Consider the following 26,153-nt stretch of genomic DNA (forward strand, 5'->3'; position numbering starts at 1 on the left):
AGTGTCTGAACGAACACCTGTTCCCCTCGCTGGCTGCGGCGAGACGGATCATCGAGGCATGGCGGACGGACTACAACACCGTGCGTCCGCACAGCGGTCTTGGCGGGATGGCTCCCGCCGAGTTTACGAACCGCCCCCGCCAGGGGCATTTGGACACCGAAGCTAAGTTATCAACGGCCTGAAAACGGGGAGCAGGTCAAATTCTTACCATAGCCGCGATTTGTAAGAGTCTTCGTATGACGGTCGTCTCCGCAACCGAAGATCGTATCCAAGAATGGTCGATGCGGAACGCAATCGACTAAATAAACAGGGGAAACCAATGCGACGTTCAATACTTGCCGTAGGAATGCTGGCGCTTGCCTCGTGCGGGTCAGGCGGTGGTAACGATCCGGGCAATGTAGCAGTCGTTCCTGGGCCGACCCCAACTCCCGCGCCTACCCCTGCACCCACACCGACCCCTTCACCCACACCGACCCCTACGCCCAGCGACACTAGTGTTACGCAATTTGATCAGCTGGTAGGGACGACGACGCTTCAGGCAGCCAACACCAGCACCTGGACAGAACGCAACCCTCCTCAGAACCTTGGTGTCAACGCGTTTGGCACCGCAATCCCGTACCAGTATAATCAACAGACAAAGGCGATCTCTGCGATAGACACAGGTGGTCTTCCGAAGCCGGTTTTTGTCGCTGGTGACCTCGATGCGACCGCGCCGGCGGGGACGATCCGTTACGCAAAGGCGAATGGCGAGCAACTAATTCTCGCTCAGCCTGCCCCCGGGGGCACCGGGTTGCGCTGGACCCGTTTCATCGAACATTCCTATACACCCGTTGGCCGCCCTACACGGGTCATCGCTATTACCGGTGTTCCGACACCCGTGAGCCAGATCCCTACTAGCGGGTCCGTAACTTTCACCCGTTCGATCGTCGTAGGCGATGCTTACGTACTGGAAAATAGCAACACGGTGGTGACCAGGTACGATCTAAGTCCAAGCATTCTATCTGCTTCAATTGATTACACGACGCGACGAATTAGCTTTTCTCTTCAATTAATAGGACGAGCAGCAGGCAATAGTGAAACGGTTTCTATTGTAACGTTTTCCGGAACGACCGACTTTGATGGAAGTACGCCGGCAGTAACTATTTCGTCGACATACTATGCGAAAGACCCTCTCTTTGCAATTGCAGCTGCGCTTTTCGGGACAAGGGCAGCTGAAGGAGCCGGCGTTTTTCAGTACGACGGAACGAGCGCTGACGCAAAAAGCTACCTGCGCCTGAATGGGCGTTTAGCGGTAGCAAATTGATCAGCGAATTATGAGAAGGCGTCTTCACTTTCTACTTTTGTCAAATTAGTTGCAAAATCCCGGTCTTGTAGAGACACCCTCTACAAGACCGAACGGCAGCAATTTCTAGCCGGACGCTACCAAATGCCTATGACCGTTACCCTCTTATCCGACCTCCTCTTGTAGAAAGCCTGTCTACAATACCGGCAGCGTGAGCGTGCTGCCGTCTTTGTCGCTCTGATCCCGCAAACGGGCGCTTAGCGCGTTGCAACCGAGACCGAACCGAGAACCAGCCGCCATAGGCACCAAGAGCAAGCCGTTCCGTTCCTTCGTAGAAGGTGAAACCGTCAGTGATGGCCGCAAGGTAGGCGTCGCCCATGCTGCACGACGTCCTCAAAGGCTTGGCGCTGACCGTGTTCGGCAACTGCCCGTCGGGCGGCAGCCCTCAACTGCTCCTGCGGCATCGTGAGCCCCACAAAAGCCTAACCTTGAGCTTGCTCGGTCAAATCCGCGATCCGCTCTGCGGTGATCACACTCGCCATCACGCCATTGTGTGGGGCGACGGGTAGCATCGCACGAACTCCGCCTCGATCGGCGCGGGCACGTTTCCGACGGCGGACCGTCCAACGAAAAGGGCACCCAAGTTTCCTCAGGCGCCCTTCCAGTTCGAGCTGTGCTTGGGAGCGGCTCGTTCTGTCTCGTGAAATCAGATACCGTTTGACAGGTTGGTGTCGGGATCGTTCGTCCGCATATCTTCGGCTTGGTTCTGACCGGTTGCGCGAACTGCATCCGCCTTGTTTTCAAGACTTGCTTCGGCGGCATCGTTGCCGACGTTGTCCGCAGCGTCTTCCAGGTTGTCTGCGACGGCTTCGGTGTTGGACTCGATGTTGTCTGCCGCCTGCTCACGTGGGCTGGAATTGCATGCCGACAGCGAGACGAGCCCTGCCGCCATCGCGATAACAATTGCCTTCTTCATTTTTTCATCCCTTTTCAATTAGAGATCATCAATAGCTGCTGCGCCGTTTAGTTCCCTACAGTCCCAACCAGCTGTCAGTTCTTTGGATAGACGACAGGCGGCGCGCGGTCCGACCTGTTACCCAAATACGTGCCTCAGCACGCATATTGCGCCGCACGACGAACCGGGCTTAGGCTCGCGCGATGGAAAACATCGCATCGCCACTCGACCTGTTCACCCTCCTTGAAATCGCGCTGGAGGAGCGCAACGAAGCCGCCGACGCCTTCGACGTGTTCAAGCAGGACGCCGTTATGGCACATGCGCCGGCTCCCGGCGAAGAGCCCGCGATCACAAGCGAAGACGCTGCAGACGCGGCTGCCGGCGAAGTCGATGAGTTCAGTGCGGAAGTTCGAGACTTGTTGAACAGCGCCTCGGACGCGGAACTAACTGGCGCCTATGAGCAGTCCGGCGGCGAGGTTGGGCACCCGGTGGCCGAGGCGTTGCTCGGCGAGATCAAGCGTCGCGGTCTCGGAAACTGATCAATGTGTAATCGCGCCCGGTTCGACGGCGAGCCTGAGACAATCACCGAACGTTTCGGCGCAGAATGGCTCGCCGACAAGCCCATGGACAATCGGTTCGATCCGAAGGAACTGCGCCCGTTCGGTCGGGCGTACGTTGTGCGGAACGAAGCTGATCGACGCGGGGTCGACGTGATGGAATGGGACGTCCTGGCGGGGCAGGCGAAGCAGGCCGGACGCAAGGTCGCACAGACGAACGTGCGCACCCTACACCTACCCCAGTGGCGATCTCTCGTCAGCGATCCGGTCAATCGGTGCCTGATCCCGCTAACAGAGTTTTGCGAATGGGCCCGCGAACCAACCAACCTCGGCGACGGCAAGAAGCCGATCAAGGGAGAGATGTGGTTTGGAGTGAGTGATCAGCCCGTGTTCGCGATAGCTGGCTTCTGGCGACTAGTCGGCGACCAGCGCTACTTCGCGATGGTCACCTGTGACGCCAACGAACTGGTGGCGCCGATACATCCCAAGGCGATGATCACGATCCTACGGCCGGATGATCACGAGCGTTGGTTGACCGGGAGCTATGACGACGTCCTGGCGTTGCAGCGTCCATATCCGGCGGACCAGATGACGGTCCGCGGGCCGCTATTTCCAACGCGTACGCCGACGTCTCGATTGATTTAAACATGGCCGGCCTGATCTGCCTCAGGTTTTAGTCAGACCAGGTTGGGCCGGATCGACATCCACCTCTGTGTCGCTCGGTTCAAAGCGGATCGTCCAACGGGGATACCCCTCCGGCGAAATTTCGATGTCAGGTAGGCCGATAGGATCAGTTCCAGTTTCCACCCAGCCGGCACCGTGGCACCGATCGCATGCCGTTCGCTTGCATCGGAAGCTGACGAGATCGATCTCGGTATTCCACTGCCCTCGGCCCTTGCAGACCGGACACATGGCATCGAGGCTGCCGTTGCGGGGCTGGAGAGGGACGATGTCGAACGCATGCGGGCTGTTAGGACCGTCGCAGTAAGCGATATTGCTGGCGTGGGGCATGTGATCTCATTTCTAAGTTTCGGACTCTAACGCCGGGTTTCGCCGAGTAGGTCCCGCTACGCTGTCATCTACCGTCGGAAAATGGTCTCATCTATCGCCGTCTGAATGTTGTTCAGCTTCCGCCCAGGGTGTCAGAGCCAGCCGTTGCCGGAACTCATCGAGGCATTGGGCGCGACGGGCCGGCTCCTCATCGTGTAGGTAGCGCCGCATGTCGGCCTCAAGTCGGGCTGCAGCGGCAAAGCTCCCGTCTTTGGTCGGCGTTATCATTCCCCGGATCGCCGCGATGTCCTCCTTCAGCTGCTCCTGCTCACCGTGGGTGAATGCATCGCTGTCCACGATCAACTTGGCCGACATGATTGCCGTCATCATCGGGAATGCGAATCCTGGACCGAAGTGCATGAGGAAGAGCGCCACGGCCCGACCGGTTTTCGTAACGGGGTAGATGTCCCCATAGCCTGTGGTGGTCGCTGTCGTGAATGCCCACCAGAAAGAGTCCACCGCGTCATACTTACCCTCGGCGATTTCAAATATGATCGCTGACGTAGTGACGGTGACGAAGTAGATGACCGCGACGAGGAGAAACGACCGGCCCATTAGCGATGCGAGTTTCTTCATAGCCCACCCTCGTTGACGCCCGCCCCCGGACAGCTGCGGTGAAGCGTATCGCTGTTCGCGTCATTGATCCACCAATGTCGTGGACATGTGTTTGAAGGGGACGCGATTAGACCCGAACCGTCGGGACCTGAGCAATGTCCGTCGTCCACGCCGGCGAGCGCATCTCCGACCGCATCTTCCATTCGCGCTTGAACCCCTGCGACGCCGTCACGGCCGTCCAGGTACCGAACCTGCCATTGATCGCGTCGAAAGCCACCATCAGCCGATCGCGCTTCGCCGTATCCTATTCGAACAGCGTTCGAGGCCGCTTGTCCTCGAAAAGCAGATCGTCGAGCATGATGCCGGCCTTCGCGTAAGTAACCGTCACGCCATGCCTTCTCCGCGCCTCGCCCATGTAAATGCCGAGCGCCTTGGCTTCCGCGGATCGGGCAATCGCGCACGCGCCGTTATTCGACAGGACAATGACCGGCACGCCGACCAAGCTCGCGTCGAGACCGCGCTCGCAGGAAACGTAGTAGTTGTTGCAATCCATCAGGGCGATCGGCGTGCTCATCGGCGATGCGTAGTGCCCTACATAGCGCCGCGAGGTCGCAAGCGGCATCTCGATCGAGACCGGGGCAGTCTGATCGACTGCAGGGCCATGCGCGTAGCTGAGCACCCGACGCATAAAGAGCTTGCCACTCACGTCCTGCCACACGACGGCGAACCGCGCTTCGCCGTCGAGCCGTTCGGGTTGCCCCTCACGCCGGGCATAGAAACGATGGCGTCCGGTCAGGATCGCGCCGAGCCCGAGCACCGGAACATAGGACAGCGATCCTGCGACCAATTCGCGGCGCACATGCACCCCCTTTGTGCCGCAGGGGCCGTTCGTGAACGATGCGACGACCGCATCGCGCAAGATAGTGGCGCCGGTCTACTCGACGTCAGGAGCAAGGGTCGCTTCCATACGCCTGCGGTCGCACGTGTTGAACGCTACCCAGAAGGCATCGTCCGCCGTCCTGACGAGTTGTTCGGCGGGAACGGGAGCGGTAGCAGGGGGATGCGTACCAAGCAGACTGCTTGCGAACATCGCTATCAGATGAAGCATCGACGGTTCTTCCCGCGGCAGCTTGGCCTGCCCAGGTTGTATTACTTATATAATACACGAGGGCTGCCAGGAGACAAACGAATGGTCAGCTGGAGCGAGCGCGATCCCCGATTGGGAACGGAAAACGAGAACGGACGTCGCGTTTGCGAAACACGTAAATATGGCGGTTCTGAAAAGACGACAATGATGGTGATCTCCCCCAAGTCGGCGTATGAGTACGGATAACGCTGCGCCAGACCAGCACCCGGTCGTTCGCGCACATGAACAGGGGTTTCTATGGCGGCCCAGACCGGTGATGGCGTCGTTCGCCGACATATCGCCGCAAGCATTGCGCCCTTCATCATAGTCGCGCTGGCCGGATTAGCGGTACGGACGCCGTTGGCGACCGCCTATCCGTTCGCAGCGCTGTTCCTGTTCCTGTGGGTAGTCGCGGACACGCTGATGCTGTCCCTGTTCGTCCGATCCGCCGGAAGGCCGGCGTGGAGCGCCGTTTTGTGCGTGCTGGCTAGTACCGCGTTAACCGTCTGGCTGGGTTCGCCATCGGCGATGCGAGAGACGCTGTTCGAGACGCCGATCTTGGCTCTGACGATGGCGGGCGTTGTTCTGGGCCATGTCGCTTGGGCCACAGCCCGAGCGCGCAGAGCGGTAGGCAGGGAAGGCATCGACCGGAAAGAACGCTGGGTGTCGGCCGCATCGGAAATCTTCCCGCCGGCGCTGGTCCGTCTGGCCGCGGCGGAGATGACGGTGATCCACATGGCGCTATTCCGCTGGGGCGGACCAGCGGACGTGCCAGCCAACGCTCGCGCCTTCGCCTATCACCAGCACCTGACGCCGATGTGCGCGACGTTGCTGATCCTGTCGGGGATCGAGATCGCCGTCTACCATCTGCTCGTCGGGCATTGGAGCCGCACCGCCACGCTGGTCATGTTTGTCCTGAGCGACGTGGGATTCGTGTATCTGGTCGGTCTCACCAAGTCGTTCCGGTTCAGGCCGGTGCTGTTAACGCCCGAGAGCGTGCGCGTCAGGGCTGGCTTCCTGATTGACCGGCTAGTGCCGCTCGACGCGATCATTGCCATCGAAGACGGCTTCACCGGCGAGGAGGTACGCGATCCCGCGACCCTCAATGCCGCGCTGCTTGCCTGGCCCAACATCATGTTGCGGTTGGATCGCCCTCTGCATCGTTACTCGCTTCTGAAAAAGCGAGGTCCGTTCATGCGCGTCGCGTTCCGTCTGGACGATCCAGAGCCATTCATCCGCCTCCTCACCTGGCGGTTAGGTCAGCGCTCCAGCTAAGCTGCGCAGCTCAGCACGTACGGGTCGTCATCACTGGCGGCAGGACCTTTGGTAGCCTTGGTGGACCGAGTGCGGCGCATTCTGCGGCACCCAGCACGCGCGCGGCGGATTACCTTGGAAGGAGGCAACTTCGCTTCCCCTCCACTCCAGCTTGACCAAGCGAGAGTTGCGACAGCCAGAATGTCGGCAAAGCAGCTGATTTCGAATGTAAGAACCCAACCTAATGTTTCAGGTCCAGCCATACCCAGCACGCGCAATGCATCGCCAGCTTCTAACCAGAGCAGTACGCTGACCAAGAGAAGCCCTCCGGCCAGCATGACAAGGTTGGCTCTAGACACACGGTTCAACCGATCAGCCGGCCATTCCACCATCCAATGAGAAAGCATCCGACCAATTGGGGTTTTGGGCGCAAACCAAAGCATCGACCACAAACCGAAAAACGCTGCCACAAATGTCATTATAGCCAATTCCCCAACTCAGGAGCCGAACTTACCGCGCATCACGAGTATCCGCTACAGCCTCATCACGACGCGGGCAAAAACTACGATATTCGGCATGACTTTGATCGTATGATCATCTTATCAAAATTAAGCGCAGTTCGTCGAAAGTCAGAGACGAGATGATGCCGTCGGGATCGATTTTGGGAAATGACCAGGTCGGGGGGAAAGCGGACGGGCAGCTTCTGAGGCCTCCCCGATGGGAAGCGGACTCACCGCGTAAGTGCTGACTTCCACCCATTCTCGGTAAGGTCGATCTGGTCGGTTGCGAAAGCCGTGTCGAATCCCTGTTCCCATGGGAAAATGCCGTTCCGATCCGGCCAAACAATTTGAAGGCAAGGGAACTCGTCGCTACCGTAAAACCATCGGCTCCAGCCAAGGTGATCTTGGTAGAACCGCTTCGCCACCGGAAAGGCATAGGCAAGAAGGTTTTCAAACGCTCTATCGGTTGGCTCGCCTACCGGCAGTGGCGACCCCGCCTTAGCTTCTCGGAACAACTCCCAGAACACGTCATGGGCGATCTCACGCTTCATACCGAACATGATCAATTCTGGCTGACCGGCGTTCGCCCACAGCCCCGTGGTAAACGAGAACCCCGGCCCTTCGGTGTCGCCAAACACTGCGGTATCGAACCACCCATGCTCTCGGACCTTGGCTACAAACGCTCGCTCGGCATCATCCAGAGCCTCAAAAGGCGCGTTCAGGGCAGTTCGCATGAGCGGTAGCTAATCCGCCCGCTGAACGTCCGCAATCAGGAAGCGCCACAGCCATCCTGAATGACCTAATTCTGCGCGGAAGCGGCTATGATCCCGCCACAGGCAGGTCGACCTTAACGGCGTGCGTCTGGATCGGCGTCACCAAGAACACTACTGCGTTCAACAGGCCAATGATGCCCCACGCATACCTCCGTGCGCGGAGGTCGATGACCGCTTTCCCTATGCAATAGATGCCGGCCGCCAGGACCGCGATGTTCCAAAGGAGAAAGGTCCATATCGCGAGACGCTATCTTGCGTTGCTAGCGTCGGCAATGTCCGGTTTTCAGCAGCTCGGATTGCTTCTCGAACGGCAGAAACTGGGTGAAGGGGCCCCTGCCCTACGGCTGCCAACCAGACCCATTAGCAGCCGTTCATGGCGGGATCAGCGCTCGCGAAAACCAGAGATCCGTTCGTCGGGTCGCGAAGAGGTCCACTACGCTCATCGGCGCGTCCCGCCCAAAGAAACGCGCAAGGTTGCTGGCGCTGAGGTGCGCGACCGGATAGCTGCGCGCGAACAGCTTATTCTCATAGGCTGACAGGGCCACTTCATCGCCATCAGAATGGCTTATCAAGACCTGCGCGAGTTCGGCGCCATCGAGCATGGCTAGGTTGGCACCCTCGCCGGCGAACGGTGACATGAGGTGCGCCGCGTCGCCGAGCAGTGTCACCCCTGGCGCCCGCCGCCATGTGAGCAACGAGGGCAGCGCATAGATGGGACGGATGATAGGCACCCCGTCGGTGTTTGCGATGAGCGCGCGAAGTGTCGGCGCCCAGCCGTCGAACAGAGCCGCCACGCGCGAGGACGCGGTCAGCACGTCCGCGCTTGCCCAACCCTCGGGCCGGTTTACTGCGACATAGGTGTGGATGCTGCCGTCGGCGTTGCGGTGCGCCAGGATCCCCTGGCCGGGCGCCACAGCCATCAGCGTACCCGAGCCGATCACCGCCGCAGCAGCATGCGCGCGCGGGTCGTCGGCGGCGAGATGCAGCTCGAGGAAGCTGGTGCCGGTGTAAGCTGGGCCAATATCGGTAAGGAGCGGGCGCACCCGCGACCATGCGCCGTCCGCACCGACCAGCAGCGTTGTCTCTACCGCCGAACCGTCCGCGAACGCCACCGTATGGCGACTGCGCCCCGTCGTGCGCACCGAAGTAACCTTATGCCCCCACCGCACGACACACTGCGGCAACGCGTCCAGTAGCAACCGGCGTAGCTCACCGCGATCAACCTCCGGCCGGGCCGAGGCAGGATTGCCCGGACGGTCAAGCAGCACCGTGGCCTGATAGTCCACGATCCGCTTTGCGTCCTCGCCCGGCCGCACCAGCGTCAGAAATGGTTCGTAAAGGCTCAGATCGTGCAGAGCCCGCTGTCCGCTGTGCTCGTGAAGGTCGAGCAGCCCGCCCTGACCCCGCGCATCCGCCGACGCTTCCCCTTCGTACACGGCGATCTTGATTCCGTGCCGATGTAAGATACCGGCAAGCACCAAGCCGCCTAGCCCTGCTCCGACGATAGTGACGTCTTCTCGCATTTGTCCGCGCTCCTTGTTCCAGCGGGCGTGCCCGCATCGACATCAGTGGAGCCGCTGACCGGCGATTGACCGGCGTGTGCGCGGCGGTGGTCTCAACCAGACCGCCGTTTTTCGCAGCGATTTGGTCTTAGGGCGACCGCATAGATCGCGCAACACTATGCCTATTCGGGGGGCTGAACCCACATCCGGCTACTGAAGGCTTCTCGTTCATAGCTCCGAAGTGGACGCCCGTTCATGTACACCTATAGCCGGAATGGGCTGCGAGACACTGAGAGACAGGGCTGCGACCCTAAACGGCTACCCAAATATCGTGAACGGATCCCAATGAGCCGGTCAAGGTCATTGCAGCCATGCAAACGCATCGAACTCGCGTGCAAAGACAGTGCGGGCAGCACGCTCGTAGACTTTGCGCCCAGCGTCGCCGTTGGTGAGGACCACGACCGCCGCGCCAGACGCGAGGTCCACGACGAACAGGTTCGCGACGCCGTCGTTAGCACCCCAGTGCCAAGCAAAACGCCGCTCGCCGCCACTCTCCATTCCCCAGCCCAGGCCCCAGTCGAGCGTTCCCTTCACCCGAGTGGTCCTCGTCGAAAGCGCCGGGTAGCGCTGCGCAAAAGCCAGGAACCGCGCATAGTCGCTGGCCGTGGTCCACAATCCGGCGGCCATGTTGGGCATCATGAATATTGGCATCGCCGGCTTGCCAAGTGCGATCGCCGCCTTCTCCCGGTCGGCTAGCGTCCAGCGATCAACCGGCTTTGGCGAGCCAGCGTCGCGGCGCATCACGTAGCCTGCCGGGCCTTTGTCGACGAGTACACCACCACCACCGTCGTGCGCCCAAGCGACCGCGGGCTGGGCTTCCCGCACCCATCCATAGGTGCTTCGGCCCATTCTTGCCGGTCGCAGGACCCGCGTCTCGACCACCTGCGTAGCGGTCTGGCCCGAAACTGCCTCGACCAACCGGCCTAGCAGGACGAAACCCTCCCCGGAGTAGCGGAACCGAGTGCCGGGAGCGAATGCGCTTGTTAGCGGCTCGCCCGCTTCATCGCGCCAATTGGGCAGGCCGCTAGAGTGAGAGAGCAGGTGTCGAGGCGTGATCGATCGCGTCGCGGCATCTTCGGTGAACGCGACATGCTCGGCCACCGGTCGATCCAGGTCGATCGAGCCCTCCCGCACCATGTCATGGACCGCGACCGCCAGAACCACCTTGGACAGCGATGCCGCTTCAAACAGAGTTTCGGGTGTCGCAAGTACCGTATTAGCCTTTGCGTATCCGACCGCACCGGACGAGATTGCGCCGGAGCCGTCCAGCATTGCCCAGCTCGCGCCCGGTACGGACGCCAGGTCCATCCAAGTCGGCAAGTTGGCAAGGGTGCCGGGCGTCTTCGCGGTTGCCGCACCTGCCGCCACGGTTATGGCGAGCGTCCCGAGGCACGGGGCAGCAAGCATTGTCCGCCTGGACACCAAATCCATCATCAACTCCGTTAGCGACCTGATTACCGGCATACAGGTTCGACGCGACTAGGCTAGCCGAGACCACCGCCGCGGTAGACCGCCGACCGATCCGCGCTAGCGACGACCCAGAAGCGGACGCTCAGCGTCATTCTTGCGCTTCCCAAGTTCAGACATTCATTCATGGTTCGCAACTGCACAGCAACGCTGATGAAATGGCAAAGTGACGGCTTTGCTGCTGGGCTTAACGCTACCCCTCGAACGGGAGGTTTGATACAAACTCCCATCCGGCGTTTGTCTGACCCGCAACGCGTATTGAAACCGGTGGCGCGATCAGGGGGTTACCTTGACCATAACCACCCCATGCGCCGGTACCAGTGCGGCGTATCGATCAGAAATCCTGCCTATCGACCGATGGCTCAACACGTCGCGTACGTCTGCACGTACCGAGGGGGTCAGACCTATTTCCGGCCAATTGACCGCGATCTTGGCAGGGCTTTCGGAGCGATTGAACAGTATCACGGCCCGGCTTCCATCACTCAACGGCTTCGACCAGACCTCTAGATCGCCATCATCGCGTAAACGACGACCTTGCTGACCCAATGGATCCTGGTTGACCACGATTACCTCCTTGTTCAACAAGATGTTACGCGTCGCTGCGCTCATATTGCTAATATCGTTGCCGGCAATCAGCGGTGAGGTCATCATAGCCCACAGACTGAAATGCGAGCGATACTCGGTATCGGACGGTCCGCCGTTGCCGACCTCGAGCATGTCGGCATCGTTCCAGTGCTCAGGCCCGGCATACGGATAGAGCGGCTCGTTCGCGTCTACGATGTCGACCATACCGATCGACCATTTGTCCCGCCCCTTCTAGGCATCACGAATATCGCTGGTCGTGCGCCACGAGTTGCCGATTTTCTTGCCCCATTCCCACAGGCGATTATTGCCCCATTCGCACATCGCCAGAAGCACAGGTCGCCCCGTGGCTTTGAGGGCATCGACATGAGAGCGTAGGCGCGTTCAGCATTCAACGTGCCAGTCGAGCACCAGTCATACCTTAGGTAGTCAACGCCCCACCGGGCGTATGTGAGCGCGTCCTGATACTCATGTCCAAGGCTGCCGGGCTTGCGACCACAATCTTGGCGCCGGCATCGGAGTATATCTCGAATTTGAGTCCGCGAGCATGGACGTAATTGGCCAGTGCCTTCATGCCCGACGGAAACTTCTCTCGACTTTCGGTATTGAAACCGTTGGCATCGCGTTCGCCGTGCCAGCAGTCGTGTATGACGACATACTCGTACCCGCATCGCGCATTCCATTCGTTGCCTTGGTGTCGGCGATACGACGCACCGTCTTCACATCGATGTTGCAGCCGAACTTGTTTCAGCTGTTCCATCCCATCTGCGGCGTTCATGCCAACCCATTGGCCTTGCGATTTGGGTCCAACGAAGGACGCAGCCTGTTCGGATCGACAAACTGATCCTGCGCGCTCGCGACGCCGACCGCGAACGGCAGAAATGCAAGTACAGTTAGATGCGTCAGCTTCTTGAAAAGCATTTCCTTTCTAAAGCAATCCGTCTGATCCTTCGCTTGGCTAAGCAGATTGCGTCTTGATGAGAATCCCGTCCGACGGCAGGATGCGGTCGAGAAAAGGCAGGATCGCGGCGCCTATTGCCGGACTATCTCGCGAGAGGCTCGCCCGAGCGATCGGCGCAATTATAGGGATATTGGGTGCTGCCGTTCGCAGTTTTCGGTAGGTATCGGTAGCGAGCTGATCGAGAATATCGTCCGGCAGCCGCCCCCCAAAGAGCACAATCGCCGGATTGACTAGGCAGTTCACAGCCGTCAGCGCTGGAAAAAGCGCGTCCGATGCGTCCTCGAGCCAAGCGGCGACATGCGGCTTGAACGCTGCGGGAAACGGTTGCGTGGGATCCATGCCCGCCGGGTCTAGTCCTGCAGTCTCCAGATAGCTCGACAATGCCGACAGGGAGACGACATCCTGGAGCACCTTGGTTGGATCACTGGCGAGCGGCAGGAACCCGATTTCCCCGCCGCGGGCGTTTGCGCCGCGGTAATAAGCGCCGTCGATCACGACTCCACCGCCAAGCCCCGCGCTGATGAGAAGATAGAAGAAGTTCGCGTGGTGCCCGTCGCCGAACTGGGCCTCGCCGATGGCCGCTGCAGCAGCATCGTTGTCGATGTGGATCGACCAGGGGACGATAGGTGCGAGCATCGCCTGGATATCGACGTCGCTCCACTGCTCGTACCCGGGCGGGCGATGCGGCAGGTCGACACGCCCAAGGTCGTCGGGAAGTGCCACGCCCATCCCTAGGACCCGATCCAAGCGTATCGCATCGGTACCAACGATCGCCGCGATCCCTTTTTCGACGACCCGTACGACGTCGTCGGGCGATGCGAATGCAATCTGCCGGGTAAATCGAGAGCGCACCGTGCCAGCGAGATCAAGCGATACCAACGTAACATGATCGCGATCGATGTTGAGGCCGATGGCATAACCCCCTTCCGGATTTATCTGGAGGCGGGTCGCCGGTTGCCCTCGACCGCCCAGGCGTCGTCCGGCATCGATCACCAGCTCGGTCTCGAATAATCGCCCTACGATGTTAGCGATCGTCGGCGGGGTCAAATTGGTCATCACCGCGATTTCGTTTCGCGTGATGTCCGGATTGCGCCGAATGATCTGCGTTACGACGCGCTGATTATAGTCACCTGCACGTTCCAGGTTCGTGCCCGACAGACTCGGCCCAAGCCTGACAGATCGGTCGTCCGCGGTAACGCTGCCGCTCGTCGCTTTTCCAGAAACGTTGAAATTCGAGGGCCTATCCATTCGCCGCAAGGCTCATCGCCTGGAATGCCGGAAGAGCCGTTGCGGGGGCAAAGGACTTGAGAAACGTCTCGTGCGGTTCGGCAAGCGCAACGGCGTCACGTATCGAACCCTTCATCCGTTCGAACGCTGCCTCGAGATCTGAAACAGAGAAATGATCTGCCAGCGGATCATGTGCCGCGGCGTCGATGCCGAAACCAGCATACATGGAAAGCCAGCTCGGATCCTGGAAGGACTCCCATTCATACCGGACGAGGTGACCACGCGCCTTGAACAATCTCAGCTTGTGCGCCAGTCCCTCGGGCAGCGCGGTGTCTCGACACCGATCCCACATCGGCTGATCTTGCCGGTCATTCGCAAAATAATGCAGGATCAGAAAGTCGCGGATGCGGACATATTCGAGGCCGGTTGTCCGATTATATTCCTCGGCCAGAGCCGGATCGAACCCGCGATCGGGGAGCAGGGCGAGAAGCTTCTCGATTCCGGTCTGGATAAGCGTGATGCTGGTCGATTCGAGCGGCTCCATGAACCCGGCGGCCAACCCAAGCGCCACGCAATTACCTTTCCAGAATGCAGCGCGACGACCGGTGCGAAAGCGGATCATGTTCGGCTCGGCCAGCGCTTCGCTTTCGAGCCGGCCTTTCAGCGTGGCGACCGCCTCGTCATCCGAAATATTACGGCTGGCATAGACATAGCCGTTGCCGACCCGGTGCTGCAGCGGGATCCGCCATTGCCACCCGGCGGCCAGCGCGGTGCTGCGCGTATAGGGAGACAGCGGCCCGGCACGTTCGCACGGCATCGCGACGGCGCGATCGCAAGGCAGAAGGCTGGTCCAATCCTCGTACGGTACGCCGAGTGCGTCGCCGAGCAACAACGACCGAAAGCCCGAGCAATCGATGAACAAGTCGCCGTCGATCGGCTTGCCGCACTGGGTATCGACTCCTGCTACGAACCCCGTAGCGGGATCGACGCGGACATCGGTGATCGTAGCATCGACCTGCCGGACGCCCCATTCAGCCGCCTTTTTCGCCAAGAACCGGGCAAACAAACCAGCGTCAAAATGGACCGCCCAGTCGAAGAACAGGAGGTCGTGCACCGGACTGTCGGTCGGCGGCATGAAGAGGTTGCGCTCAGCAAGGGCGGTGGCGAGACAGAAGTCCGAGAGCGGCGTGGGGTGCCCTGCCGCGTTCATCTTGCGCCAATATTGATGGAACGCCACGCCCCGCGACCGCATCCCATACAGGCCGAACGGATGGAAGAACCGCTCGCCCTCGCGCTTCCAGTCGACGAACTCGATGCCGAGCTTCACCGTGCCCTGCGTGGCGGCCATCACCTCCTGCTCGGTAACGCCGATCTCGCGGAAAAAATCGCGAATACCCGGGACGGTCGCCTCGCCGACGCCGACTGTGCGGATGTCGCTCGACTCGACGACCGTGATTGTCACGGATTGACGATCGAGCCGGCGCGCTAGGAGCGTCGCTGCCATCCATCCCGCCGTGCCACCGCCGACGATCACGATCGAGCGCAGCGGTCCCCGGCCCCGCGTTAATTCTGCTCCATCGGTCACGATCAATTCCTCATCCTGTACGTAAGCGCGCAAACGTCCGCCACCTCAAAGACGGGATGGCGGGAGTTCGCGATTCTTACCCGCAGATCAGAACTTGAAACGTGCGCCAGCCATGAACCGGCGTTCATAGATGTTGTTGTACGCTTTCTCATCCGGGAAGGTGAGATAGTATTTTTCATACTCACCGGTCAGGTTCGATCCTTGCGCGTACAGCGTCAGATTTGGCGTGAAGTCGTAACTGATAGACGCATCGATGTAGTTCGTCGGCTGCTGATACAGTTCGAGGCCTTGGATTCCGCCAAAGTCCTGCTGGACCGCGCGCTTCGAACGATAATTCCAGGCGACACGAGCCTGGAAGTGGTTGTCCTGATAGAAGCCGGCCAGGTTGGTCTGGATCTTCGAATTGTCCTGAAACGGAATCGAGTCGCCCTTCAAATCGACCGCGCCTGAATCGGACGGCGAATAGGTGATGTTCGCATCTATACCGAAGTTGGAGAGCACCGTCGGAATAAAGCCGAAGTCGTTGAACGACAGCTTGGCACCCGCTTCGACACCCTTGAGCGTACCACCGTCACCCTGAACCGGGGTGCTGATCGACACGGTCCGGTTGCGAACCACGCCGTCGTTGTCCGGCAGGTCGGTTCGCACAATGTTGCCAGACTGGATGAAGCTGGCGACGTCGATGTAGAAGGCACCCACGCTCAGCAGGCTGCTGCGTCCGATATAGTATTCGAGCGAGCCTTCGACGTTCGTGGCGCGCCAGGGATCCAGCTGCGGATTGCCGTTCGAACTGCCGCCGGTGACGCGGAAGACGGGCGATCCCGGGTTGCTCGTGTCGATCGCGTAATTCGGATTGAGCCCGCCACCCCATTGGTTGAGATCCAGCAGCGTCATCGTCTTGGAGTAAGCGAGGCGCAGCTTCAAATTGTCGGCGAAGCTGAACGCGAGGTTGAACGCCGGCAGCAGGTCCGTGAAGCTCCGCTTGGTTTCCACCGTCCCGTTGACCGTGTTGGCAACGCCGTAAGGGCGCGGCGAACCCGTCACGAACTGCGTGATGTCGAGCCTGGTGTTGATGACCTTGAGGCCGGCATTACCGGACACGGGAATACCGAACACATCGCCCTTGACGTTGAGCTGCGCATAGCCCGAGATCTGCTTCACGCCGACATTGAACGACGCACCCGGATTCTGCACCTCGACATTGCCCGGATAGAAGCTGTTCTGGAAGGCCAGCGCGTTATCCATGACCTTGGGATCGAGCACGTAGATCGGCGGCAGGCCGGCACCCGGCAGGTTGAACTGCTTGACCTGGCCGTTGAAGATCGGATCGCTGGCCTTGCGAACGACTCCCGATGTGTAAGGCCTGAAGTTCGCCGTCCCGAACGTGCCCGTACCCGCATAGCAGGAGGCATCGTTGAGCGGCACGTCGAACGCCTTCCACTTGACCAGGCAACCGCCTGGCTGCGACGCTTGACCCGCATACAGCGGTGCTGCGCGATCGAATTCAAAATCGTCGACCGAGCGCTCGCTGTACCGGCCACCGGCGCTCAGGCTTACATTGTCGTTGGCCTCGTACGAGACGTCGCCGCGGATCAGCTTCAAGTCGCCCTTGCGGCGGTAATTTCCTTCCGACGACGTCGTCTTCATCGCGTAGCTGTCGATGTTGCCGAGCGCGTTCGTCAGCTGCGCCGGGAGCGTAAACACTGGCTGGTTGCCGGTGAAATCCACGGTTGCCGGCAACGAGGCCGTACCGGCGATCGTGTTGACGGCATAGCCACCCGGATTGAACGCGACGTCGCCGGTCGGATAATGGCCGATCCCGCCAGGCTGCCACTGCGCGCCGTTGGACGGGCTGAACTGCAGATAGCTTTGGTCGTAATTCGAATAGGCCTTACCGTAGACGCCGCGCAGGCTGGCCTTGAACCGGCCGCCATTGTCGTACTTCAGCTCGGCATTGTAGTTCTGCGACTGCGACTTGAACTTGTCGTTCTGCGCATAGGAATCGAAATTGCCGAGGTCGTAATTATAGACCTGCGTCGTATTCAGATCATAATCGCGTGTCACACCACCGTTGCTGAGCGAGACGGTCGAGCCGGTATTGCGCGACTGACCCGGGACGAATTCACCAGCCTGCCAGTTGACGTTCTGCATCTGAATGCCGGCGGTGCGGTCGTTCTCGTTCTGGCGCGTGAAGAATGCGTCGGCATTCAGCGTCAGTGCGTCACTGATCTCCCACTGCGCCGAAGCATTGATCCCAATCCGCTCGCGCTGGTTGACTTTGTCCCAGGCGGTGAAGCCTTGCGGGACGATGAAGGCGTCGTTCGCATCGCCGTCGCCGTTCACGTCGCGGCCGGTACCGACGATCGTACCCTTTGGCCGGTTCGATGGCGAGAAGCCGTTGCTGAGATTGACGTCACCGGTCGGGTTGGCGGTCGTGTTGAACTGCTCGTTGTGCAGCGCTGCGCCGTACCCTTCCTGGATGCCGTTGTGCGAATTCGACAGGTGCACGTTCGAATAGGCGCCCGACACCAGGAAGCCGAACCGCTCGCCGTGGAAACCAAACAGGCCGTTCAGGTTCGGATCGAACTCCTTGGTCTTGTCGCCATACGCGCCCTCGGCAGCGGCAGCGACGGTGAAGCCCTTCTTCAGATCAAACGGGCGGCGCGTACGCAAGTTGACCGTACCGGTGATGCCAGCGTTGAGCAGGTCGGCCGTGCTCGACTTGATGACGTCCGCGCCCGCAAACAGTTGCGACGGGATATCGTTGAAGTTCGGTTGGATCGTCGTGATCGACTGAGCACCGAGGTAAGCCTCGCCGTTGAGCAACGTCGTAACCTGCGGCAGGCCACGAATGTTGATTGCCGCGCCCTCCCCGGCATCACGGCGGATCTGCACGCCGGGGATACGCTGGAGCGAGTCCGAGATCGTCACATCGGGCAGCTTGCCGATGTCTTCGGCCGAGATGGAGTCGGTGACCGACGCGGCGTCGCGCTTGAGGTTGACCGCGCGCTGCTGCGATCCGCGAATACCGGTAACGACGATGTCCTGCGTTTCAGCAGCCGCGTCGCTCGCGGGCGTGGTCGGGTTCTGAGCTTCGCTTGTCTGATCGGCAGCAGCCGCCGACGGCGATGCGGCTTGATCGGTAGGTGCGTTCTGCAGCACCCCTTGCGTCGTAGACGTTTGCTGAGCGAGTGCGGTGCCGCTACTCACCAGCGCCGTCACGGAAGCCGCGACCATCAACATATTCTTGGAACGTGCACGCAACATTTCGACCGTCTCCCTCAGCACCCGAAATCGCCAGGAACTGGCGAACGTTTTAGCATGCTAAGATCGAGCCGATCGGCGACTCATCGCCCCACCCTCTCCTGCCTGCCAGTCGCAACTTTCCGTTGTCTCGACATCGCGTGTTTAATCGTCCGGTGGATCGGGTCAATAACAAAATCAATTTGCGTTTATAACGATCGCTGGCATGCTTGGTTGAGGATGGCCGAGCAACGGTCACGCCAGTAAAGAGGGGAGTATTGCCTTGCAAAACAGTTTCGCTGCTCGGGCTATCGAGCCGCAGCCAGCATCTGTACCGGCTTTAGGTATCGACTTTGGTGGCACCAAGATCGAAGCCGTCTTGCTAGGTGCAGACGGTGAGACGCTTTGGCAGCAGCGGGTTCCCAATCCCGGCACGTATGATACCGCGGTAGCTGCGATCGCCGAGTTCGTCGTGGCTGCCGACATCGCGGGGGGCACGGCATGTACCGTCGGCATCGGCGCACCCGGATCGCCGTCGCCACGTACCGGCGTGATGCGCAACAGCAACTCTCTTTATCTGAACGGTCGATCGTTCTCCGAAGACCTCACTTCTGTTCTCGGCCGACCGGTGCGGCTAGTCAACGACGCGAACTGCCTCGCGCTGTCCGAGGCCACCGATGGCGCAGCGACCGGTGCGCGCAGCGTGTTCGCGCTGGTGATAGGTACGGGCGTCGGTGGCGGCATCGCACTCTCGGGTGCGTGTCTCGACGGCGCCCACGGCATTGCCGGCGAGATTGGCCACTTACCTCTACCCTGGCCGCGCAGCGACGAACTGTCTCCGCCGCCATGCTGGTGCGGCCTGACGGGATGTATCGAAAGCTGGGTTTCCGGCACGGGTTTCGCGCGCGCCGCCAGGACAGAACACGGTCTGTCGCTCAGCGCTCCCGAGATCGTTGCAGCCGCCCGCGCCGGGAATCCCGCCGCCCAAGCTGCACTGGATGCGTATATCGATCGGCTGGGACGCGTACTGGCCATGGTTGCCAACCTGCTGGACCCCGAGGTCGTCGTATTGGGCGGAGGCATGTCGAACGTCGCCGAGATCTATGAAGAACTTCCGTCCATCGTCCGCCGCTATGCCTTCTCGGACCTATGGGAGGGTCGTATCGTGCCCGCGCGCTGGGGCGACGCTTCAGGCGTGCGCGGCGCTGCACGACTGTGGACTGGGGACGCCTAACCGACCCAAGGTCTGGCACGACGAACATAAGAACCAACCGGCCGGTAGATTATCGAGCCAGGAACTCAGGAGAGGTCTATCCATGCGATCGTTGCCACTAACAGCCGCCCTGCTGCTCGGTGCCGCATTTTCCTCCTCGCTGGCCGCCCAAGCTGTGGTGCCGCCCATGCGGCCGGCGATCGCGAATGCCGGCCCCTACAATGTTGCCATCCTAGAAGGCGGGACCGGGGTGGAGCGTGATCTGACCGGCGCCGACGCAGCCGTCCAATCCAATACCCCCTGGGCGCTGTCCACTTGGGTTCGCCCAAGCGAAGCCGGGGCGGACGGTTTGCTGCTGGCCGTCGGTAATCCGCTGAAAACCTGTCGCTGCCTCGACCTTACCAATGGGCATGCAACCGCCGTGGACGGAGCGACCCGGGTAACCGGCGGACCGACGTTGGCCGCGGGCAAGTGGACACATGTCGCCGCTGTGGCGAACGGACGGACACTGACCCTCTATGTCGATGGTCGCGTCGTCGCCTCCGTCGCGAACCACCCGAGCGAAGTCGTCTCCCACCTAGCCGTGGCACCAGTGACGAACGGCGCTAAAGCGCTTCGCCATTTCGGCGGATCGCTGGTCGCGGCGCAGTTTAACGGCGCGGCGCTTAGCGCCAGCGAGATCACGGCCGCGATCCGCGCGCGGCCGGATTTCGACCTCGTGCAATTCTGGCAGGTCGGCGTCGGCTGGCCATTTCAAAAGCAGGCCAATATCGGCCTTACCCAGCAGCAGGATGCCTGGACCTTGCCGAAGGCCCGCGTGAGCGCGACTACGGCCCCGATCATACACTTGCCCCTGCCCCCGACGGGACTGGCGCGCGAAAGCGACGGCCGCTGGTTGGTCAACGGCTGGCAGCTCGCCGCAGCCCCCGAGGTCCGTGAGGATGCCGCCACCCTGTCGCGTCCGGGACATGCCACCGGCACGTGGCGCGAGGCGACCGTGCCGGGAACCGTCCTCACGACGCTGGTCGACCGCGGCGTCTATCCCGATCCATATTACGGGCTCAACAACCTCGAGATTCCCGAGAGCCTTGCACGGCAGGACTATTGGTACCGCACCAGCTTTACGGTGCCGGCAGCCGCCGCGGGCAAGCGCCTGACATTGGTTTTCGGTGGGATCAACTATGCCGCTGACGTCTGGGCGAACGGCCGCAAGCTTGGCGACACCCACGGCGCCTTCATCCGCGGCCAGTTCGACCTCGTCCCGGTCGCCGGCGAGAATGTCGTCGCGGTCCGCGTCTCACCGCCACCGCACCCCGGCATTCCGCACGAGCAGTCGATCAGCGGCGGCGTCGGCGAGAACGGGGGGCAGCTTGCCATCGATGGCCCAACCTTCGTCGCAACCGAAGGCTGGGACTGGATACCGGGTATTCGGGACCGTAACACGGGGCTGTGGCGGCCCGTGGAACTGCTCGCGCATGGGACCGTCCGGCTGCTCGATCCGCATGTTGTCACCGACCTGCCTCTGCCGCGTACGGACAGCGCTGACGTCTACATCACCGTACCGGTCGAGAACGCTGGTGCGACAGCCGCAAGCGTCACCGTGCGGGCAGCGTTTGGCGGCGTCCGAGTGGAGAAGACGGTCATCGCGCCGCCCGGTGAGACGAAGGTCGTCTTCAACCCTAAGGAGTTCGCGCAGCTTCACGTCGCCAATCCAAAACTCTGGTGGCCGAACGGCTATGGCGAGCAGGCTCTCTATCAACTGTCGCTGGAAGCGCTGGCCGACGGCCAGCTCTCGGATACGCGCACTGACAAGTTCGGTATTCGCGAAGTCAGCTACGACCTGTCGCTGTTCGATGCGGCGGGGGCCCTGCGCCGGGTCAACCTCCAGCTCACAAATGGCAGCCTGCGCGGCGAGCGCCTGATCGATGTTCGCCATCAGGCCATCAAGCAGTCCCCCAACGGCTGGGCGGAATCGCTGACGCCGCAGGGCGAGCGTTCTCCGGCCGTGACCCAGGTCAAGGTGACGATGCCCGAGCCGCATCTGACGATCCGCGTGAACGGCGTGCAGATCGCCGCGCGCGGGGGCAACTGGGGCATGGACGATGCGATGAAGCGCATCGGACGAGCCCGACTCGCGCCCTATTTCCGTCTCCAGAAAGAGGCGCACATGAACGTCATCCGCAACTGGATGGGCAACAATACAGAAGAGGAATTCTACGACCTGGCCGATGAAAACGGCATGATGATCCTCAACGACTTCTGGCAATCGACCCAGAATTTCCAGGTCGAACCGGAAGATCCGGCACTGTTCCTGAAGAACGCCGACGACGTGGTTCGCCGCTACCGCAATCACCCGTCGATTATCCTGTGGTTCGGCCGCAACGAGGGGGTGCCCTACCCGGCGTTGAACGAAGGCCTCGACGACCTGATCGCGCGCGAGGATGGCACGCGGTGGTTCACAGGAAGTTCCAACGTCGTCAACCTGCAGGGGTCGGGGCCGTATAACTATCGTCCGCCAGTCGGTTATTTCACCGGCCTCGCCACCGGCTTCTCCGTCGAGACGGGAACGCCGTCGCTCTCGACGCTCGAATCTGTACGGGCCAACATGCCCGATAGCGAAACCTGGCCGCTCAGCGACACGCTGGCCTATCACGACTGGCATTTTGCGGGGAACGGCGACACCAAGACGTTCATGACCACGCTCGACACCATGTTCGGGCCCGGTACCAGCTTCGCCGATTTCGAGCGCAAGTCGCAGATGATGAACCTCGAGACGCACAAGGCGATGTACGAAGGGTTTCTCGGTCATTTGTGGACCAAGAACTCGGGTCGACTGTTGTGGATGACGCATCCTGCATGGCCGTCCAACACGTGGCAGATCTACAGCTGGGACTATGACACCCAGGCCTCCTATTACGGTGCGAAGAAGGCCGCGGAACCACTTCACGTCCAGCTCAACCTACCGGGCAACGAGCTGGTCGTTCTCAATACGACCCGCGAGGCGCAACCGGGATTGCGAGTCCGCACGCGTGTCGTCGGGCTCGACAACGCCGAACTCTTCACGCGCGAAGACCGAGTCGATGCGGGTGCGAACATGGCGACGCCGCTCGCAGCGGTCCCGCTCGATCGCCTGTTCGCGTCCAACCCAATGCTCCTGGTCAAGCTCGAATTGATAGACCCGGCGGGCAAGACGGTCGCCGACAACTTCTACTGGCGCGGAAAAGACGAAGCCGCTTACCGGATGCTGAATACGCTGCAGAGCGTTGCCCTGACCGGCTCCGTCGCGGCGCAGGCGGTCGACGGCGAGGACAACGTCGTGACGGTGACGCTGACCAATCGAACCGCGGTTCCGGCACTGAACGCCAAGCTGACGCTGGTCGATGCACAGGGCAAACGCGTCCTGCCCGCATTCTACAGCGACAATTACGTCGCGCTCCTGCCCGGAGAGGAGAAGCGCATCGACATCCGCTATCCCAAAGCCACCGGCCAGACGGCGGCCGCGCTGACGCTGCGCGGATGGAACGTCGCGCAGTCGGATCGCTTCATCACGCTCGTACCCCAGACCGTCGTTACCGGGAAATCGCAGTAGCGACCTGTCGGCGCAACCTCGGTTGCGCCGAACTCGCAGGCTGGGTCATCCTGACGGCACCCTCGCTGACAATGCGCTTCAGCTGGGTTTGCGCGCCGCAGGCATTGACGGCGGACGTAGGGCGTCGGCGATCTGTGCCGTAAACCGGGCATTTCGTAGTTCGGACGGCGGCGCGAGCACGCCCAGGGCATGCGCTGGCAGGTGATCGCCGGCGTCCGACGCCGTGTCGTCGAATACATAATGCTCGAACCAGCGACGCCATGCCAAGCGCTGGGCTGGCGCGAGATCGCGGATTGCGAGGACGGCGTGGCTCAGCGCGCCCATCGGCGAGAGCGCATGCGGCTCGGCCCACCAGTAATTGACCATCACGTTGAACGCGGCGGTCGCCTTGACGCTATGCCACCAGATCGGCGGAATGAAGAGCGCATCGCCAGGGTCGAGATCGGCAACGAGCCCGTGGCCCATAGCGTCTGCGAATTTGGGATAGCGTTCGAGGTCCGGATCTTCGAGATCCACCATGCTGACTGGCGGCCCCGCAATCGTGAAGTGGAACGGGCCGACATAGAGGTTACCGACCTGTTCGGGCGGGAACAGCGTGAAACGTCGCCGACCCGCCACGACCACCGCGACATTGCTCGCCTCGTCGAAATGCGTAGCGACATGCGTACGATTGCCGACCCATATCCTCGGCTTGGCACCCGGCAACTCGAACGACAGGGGATTGCCTGCGATCCAAGCGGACAGGTGATCGTCCGCGGCGGCAGCGCCGGCATATAGCGCAACGGGCTCCTTTTCCCCACGAAGCGACAGCAGCTTGTCGAGAAGTCCGCTGAGCGAGCCGAACCGCTTTTGGAAATTGCAGGCCTGCATCGACGCATCGTAGAAGAATCGACCATCGATTTCCGGGGGACCGATCAGCACTTCGGCCGGACGTCCGCGGTCCATCGCCTTCATGTAATCGACTAGTGCCTCGTCGGAGCGGAGCCCTGCCGCAACGGCGGTCCACCGTCTCGCCTGACCGCGCAGCACGATGGGCCGGTCACGCGTCGCGATTTCGTCTGCGAACTGGGCCGCATCGACCGGGCCGGTTTCCTCGACCTTGGCGTGAATCGTCATAACCGGCTCTCCTCGCTGCCTTCTAGCGTCGGTTACCTCGAAGCTGAAGACCGTTCGCAGCGCCAATGCGCATGTCAGATTTGCGAAACGCCTCGTCGTTGCCACCGCATAATAGCAGATGGGACTGCTGGCTGCATGCCAACTGGTCATGCGCTTCTTGGATGATATTCTGTGGCAAAGACATCGCGACGGTCAGCGCCGCACGTCAGGGATAATGCCGATCATGAAGCTTCTGCTCTACACCGCCCTCCTCGCTGCCACCGCAACGTCACCTGCGGCCGCACAGCTCAAGCTGCCTCGTCTGTTCAGCGACCACGGCGTGTTGTAGCGTGATCGGCCGCTGCACGTCTGGGGCTGGGCGCGTGCGGACGCGAACGTTGCCGTGTCGTTGCATGGCCAACGCGTAATCGCAGTCGCCGACCGACTCGGCCGATGGGATGCGTGGTTGAAGCCCGAAGCTGCTGGCGGACCCTATGTCCTTGTCGTCGATGGAGGCGCAGCAGAGGGGAAGGTCCAGGCACAGGATGTAATGCTCGGCGACGTTTGGTTCGCCTCGGGCCAGTCGAACATGGAGTTCCCGCTCAAGGGCTTCGATGGTGAGCCGCTAAGGAATGCCGCTGCGCAGATCGCGGCAGCGACCGACCCGCACGTTCGGCTCCTCCGCATCGAACACAAGAGCAGCTCCATCCCGCTACGTGATATCGATGCAAACTGGACGACCACCACGCCCGCGACTGCCATCGACTTCTCGGCGATCGGCTATTTCTTTGCCCGCGAGATCGCCGCGCGCGAACACGTGACGGTAGGCGTTATCGACTCGACCTGGGGCGGCACACCTGCTGACAGCTGGGTGTCGACCGACGCGTTCGCGACCGACGCAACGCTGGCGCCGGCTATCGACGCGCGTGCTCGATTCCAACAGGACCAGACCGACGCCGACCTCGCCACCGTCGCCGAGGCTCCCGAGGATGCTGCCATCCTCGCGTCGGGCGGCAAACCTCCCCCGCACCCGTGGCACCCCCCCGAGGATGCGCACCGGCCGTCATCGCTGTACAACGCAATGGTCGCGCCGTTCACCAGCTACGGCATCAAGAGCGTTATTCATACTCCTGAATATGTGCAAAGCCTCCACTGTGACATTGGGGGTAGCTAGGATTACTGGTTCAGGGGCATTACTAAGCCTTTGATCTAAATAGGCCGCTCTTGCCACCGACCCTGTAGCCAAGCAGACTATATCTAGTGTATCGCAAGCAGATTTGTCATCACCGACAAAACTATATTGCGCACTTAAGTCGAGATTAGGATCGGTATGATTTAGATAGATTGCTATAGATTTGGCATCAACTGACCTATCGTCCATATAGCGAACGCATGCTGAGACGCTGTAATCTGCCACTTGCCTCGGTATTTCATAAGCCGCTAAATTTGAAAGCGAATGCGAAGCCATAAATATGAGCAACCTGTTTCGCTCATCGTCTTCCAAGGACTGGAACTTTTCGTGATCGATGACTGCCAAGCCGGCCTTCCATTCCTCACTACTCACTTGCGAACTCCTA

22 protein-coding genes and 2 pseudogenes are annotated in these 26,153 nt (G+C 61.0%); 8 read left to right on the top strand and 16 right to left on the bottom strand.

Annotated features, from left to right (window positions below):
- Positions 1–182 (top strand): integrase core domain-containing protein (locus BM244_RS23645; RefSeq protein ID WP_254784626.1); only part of this gene is annotated, 182 nt, incomplete at its 5' end.
- Between the two features lie 137 nt (positions 183–319).
- Positions 320–1,303: a HupA family protein gene (locus BM244_RS22780; RefSeq protein WP_139226978.1), complete on the top strand. Its 984-nt coding sequence runs from the start codon at positions 320–322 to the stop codon at positions 1,301–1,303.
- Positions 1,304–1,629: 326 nt separating this feature from the next.
- Here the strand turns inward: BM244_RS22780 and BM244_RS23885 are convergent, their stop codons facing one another.
- Entirely contained in the window at positions 1,630–1,746 is a 117-nt protein-coding gene (locus BM244_RS23885) for a hypothetical protein (RefSeq protein ID WP_368086095.1), read from the bottom strand.
- A 242-nt stretch (positions 1,747–1,988) separates the two neighbouring features.
- Entirely contained in the window at positions 1,989–2,258 is a 270-nt protein-coding gene (locus tag BM244_RS19625) for a hypothetical protein (RefSeq protein WP_093400619.1), read from the bottom strand.
- Positions 2,259–2,440: 182 nt separating this feature from the next.
- On the opposite strand from BM244_RS19625, the gene BM244_RS19630 reads away from it, so the two are divergent.
- Both BM244_RS19630 and BM244_RS19635 read left to right on the top strand, forming a co-directional pair.
- Positions 2,441–2,776 carry a hypothetical protein gene (locus BM244_RS19630; protein ID WP_093400620.1) on the top strand — a complete coding sequence of 112 codons (336 nt, stop codon included), beginning with the start codon at positions 2,441–2,443 and terminating at the stop codon, positions 2,774–2,776.
- A 3-nt stretch (positions 2,777–2,779) separates the two neighbouring features.
- Positions 2,780–3,439 (top strand): SOS response-associated peptidase family protein, encoded by a 660-nt coding sequence (locus BM244_RS19635; RefSeq protein ID WP_093400621.1) that lies wholly within the window; start codon positions 2,780–2,782, stop codon positions 3,437–3,439.
- A 21-nt stretch (positions 3,440–3,460) separates the two neighbouring features.
- Here the strand turns inward: BM244_RS19635 and BM244_RS19640 are convergent, their stop codons facing one another.
- The 4 genes and pseudogenes from BM244_RS19640 to BM244_RS23890 form a co-directional block, all read right to left on the bottom strand.
- Complete coding sequence (locus BM244_RS19640; protein WP_093400622.1) at positions 3,461–3,805, bottom strand: hypothetical protein; 345 nt, start codon at positions 3,803–3,805, stop codon at positions 3,461–3,463.
- An 87-nt stretch (positions 3,806–3,892) separates the two neighbouring features.
- Entirely contained in the window at positions 3,893–4,420 is a 528-nt protein-coding gene (locus BM244_RS19645) for an ion channel (RefSeq protein WP_093400623.1), read from the bottom strand.
- Between the two features lie 106 nt (positions 4,421–4,526).
- Positions 4,527–4,679 carry a DUF4113 domain-containing protein gene (locus tag BM244_RS19650; protein WP_093400624.1) on the bottom strand — a complete coding sequence of 51 codons (153 nt, stop codon included), beginning with the start codon at positions 4,677–4,679 and terminating at the stop codon, positions 4,527–4,529.
- Positions 4,680–4,808: 129 nt separating this feature from the next.
- Positions 4,809–4,973: pseudogene (locus BM244_RS23890) on the bottom strand (Y-family DNA polymerase); the annotation flags it as partial.
- Between the two features lie 912 nt (positions 4,974–5,885).
- On the opposite strand from BM244_RS23890, the gene BM244_RS19660 reads away from it, so the two are divergent.
- The gene (locus BM244_RS19660) at positions 5,886–6,800 is read left to right on the top strand and encodes a hypothetical protein (protein ID WP_254784627.1); all 915 of its coding nucleotides are present in this window, start codon (positions 5,886–5,888) and stop codon (positions 6,798–6,800) included.
- Here the strand turns inward: BM244_RS19660 and BM244_RS23270 are convergent.
- The 9 genes and pseudogenes from BM244_RS23270 to BM244_RS19700 form a co-directional block, all read right to left on the bottom strand.
- The gene (locus BM244_RS23270; protein ID WP_175518316.1) at positions 6,797–7,249 is read right to left on the bottom strand and encodes a hypothetical protein; all 453 of its coding nucleotides are present in this window, start codon (positions 7,247–7,249) and stop codon (positions 6,797–6,799) included. The genes BM244_RS19660 and BM244_RS23270 overlap by 4 nt on opposite strands.
- Before the next feature lie 260 nt (positions 7,250–7,509).
- Positions 7,510–8,013, bottom strand: coding sequence for a DUF4262 domain-containing protein (locus BM244_RS19665; protein ID WP_093400626.1), 504 nt, complete (start codon positions 8,011–8,013; stop codon positions 7,510–7,512).
- A gap of 410 nt (positions 8,014–8,423) precedes the next feature.
- On the bottom strand, positions 8,424–9,575 hold the full coding sequence (locus BM244_RS19675; RefSeq protein ID WP_093400627.1) for an FAD-dependent oxidoreductase: 1,152 nt from the start codon (positions 9,573–9,575) through the stop codon (positions 8,424–8,426).
- A gap of 339 nt (positions 9,576–9,914) precedes the next feature.
- Positions 9,915–11,021, bottom strand: coding sequence for a serine hydrolase domain-containing protein (locus BM244_RS19680; RefSeq protein WP_175518317.1), 1,107 nt, complete (start codon positions 11,019–11,021; stop codon positions 9,915–9,917).
- A 336-nt stretch (positions 11,022–11,357) separates the two neighbouring features.
- On the bottom strand, positions 11,358–11,870 hold the full coding sequence (locus tag BM244_RS23410; RefSeq protein ID WP_217649171.1) for an alpha-amylase family protein: 513 nt from the start codon (positions 11,868–11,870) through the stop codon (positions 11,358–11,360).
- A pseudogene (locus BM244_RS23895) lies at positions 11,855–12,441 on the bottom strand (hypothetical protein). The gene BM244_RS23410 and the pseudogene BM244_RS23895 overlap by 16 nt, the downstream one beginning before the upstream one ends.
- A 180-nt stretch (positions 12,442–12,621) precedes the next feature.
- Positions 12,622–13,872 carry an ROK family transcriptional regulator gene (locus BM244_RS19690; protein ID WP_093400629.1) on the bottom strand — a complete coding sequence of 417 codons (1,251 nt, stop codon included), beginning with the start codon at positions 13,870–13,872 and terminating at the stop codon, positions 12,622–12,624.
- Positions 13,865–15,436: a tryptophan halogenase family protein gene (locus BM244_RS19695; protein ID WP_254784630.1), complete on the bottom strand. Its 1,572-nt coding sequence runs from the start codon at positions 15,434–15,436 to the stop codon at positions 13,865–13,867. The genes BM244_RS19690 and BM244_RS19695 overlap by 8 nt, the downstream gene beginning before the upstream one ends.
- Before the next feature lie 87 nt (positions 15,437–15,523).
- On the bottom strand, positions 15,524–18,673 hold the full coding sequence (locus BM244_RS19700) for a TonB-dependent receptor (protein ID WP_254784631.1): 3,150 nt from the start codon (positions 18,671–18,673) through the stop codon (positions 15,524–15,526).
- A 289-nt stretch (positions 18,674–18,962) separates the two neighbouring features.
- Between BM244_RS19700 and BM244_RS19705 the strand changes: the two genes are divergently transcribed.
- The gene (locus BM244_RS19705) at positions 18,963–19,913 is read left to right on the top strand and encodes an ROK family protein (protein ID WP_254784632.1); all 951 of its coding nucleotides are present in this window, start codon (positions 18,963–18,965) and stop codon (positions 19,911–19,913) included.
- Positions 19,914–19,995: 82 nt separating this feature from the next.
- A complete protein-coding gene (locus BM244_RS19710; protein ID WP_217649174.1) occupies positions 19,996–23,481 on the top strand; it encodes a glycosyl hydrolase 2 galactose-binding domain-containing protein in 3,486 nt (1,161 codons plus the stop codon).
- Positions 23,482–23,559: 78 nt separating this feature from the next.
- Here the strand turns inward: BM244_RS19710 and BM244_RS19715 are convergent, their stop codons facing one another.
- Entirely contained in the window at positions 23,560–24,597 is a 1,038-nt protein-coding gene (locus BM244_RS19715; RefSeq protein ID WP_175518318.1) for a cupin-like domain-containing protein, read from the bottom strand.
- 445 nt (positions 24,598–25,042) lie between these two features.
- Between BM244_RS19715 and BM244_RS19720 the strand changes: the two genes are divergently transcribed.
- Positions 25,043–25,750, top strand: coding sequence for a hypothetical protein (locus BM244_RS19720; RefSeq protein ID WP_139226981.1), 708 nt, complete (start codon positions 25,043–25,045; stop codon positions 25,748–25,750).
- Positions 25,751–26,153: the final 403 nt, after the last annotated feature.

Origin of the sequence: Sphingomonas sp. OK281 (assembly GCF_900115295.1) — a bacterium.
In the GTDB taxonomy this organism is placed as follows: domain Bacteria; phylum Pseudomonadota; class Alphaproteobacteria; order Sphingomonadales; family Sphingomonadaceae; genus Sphingomonas.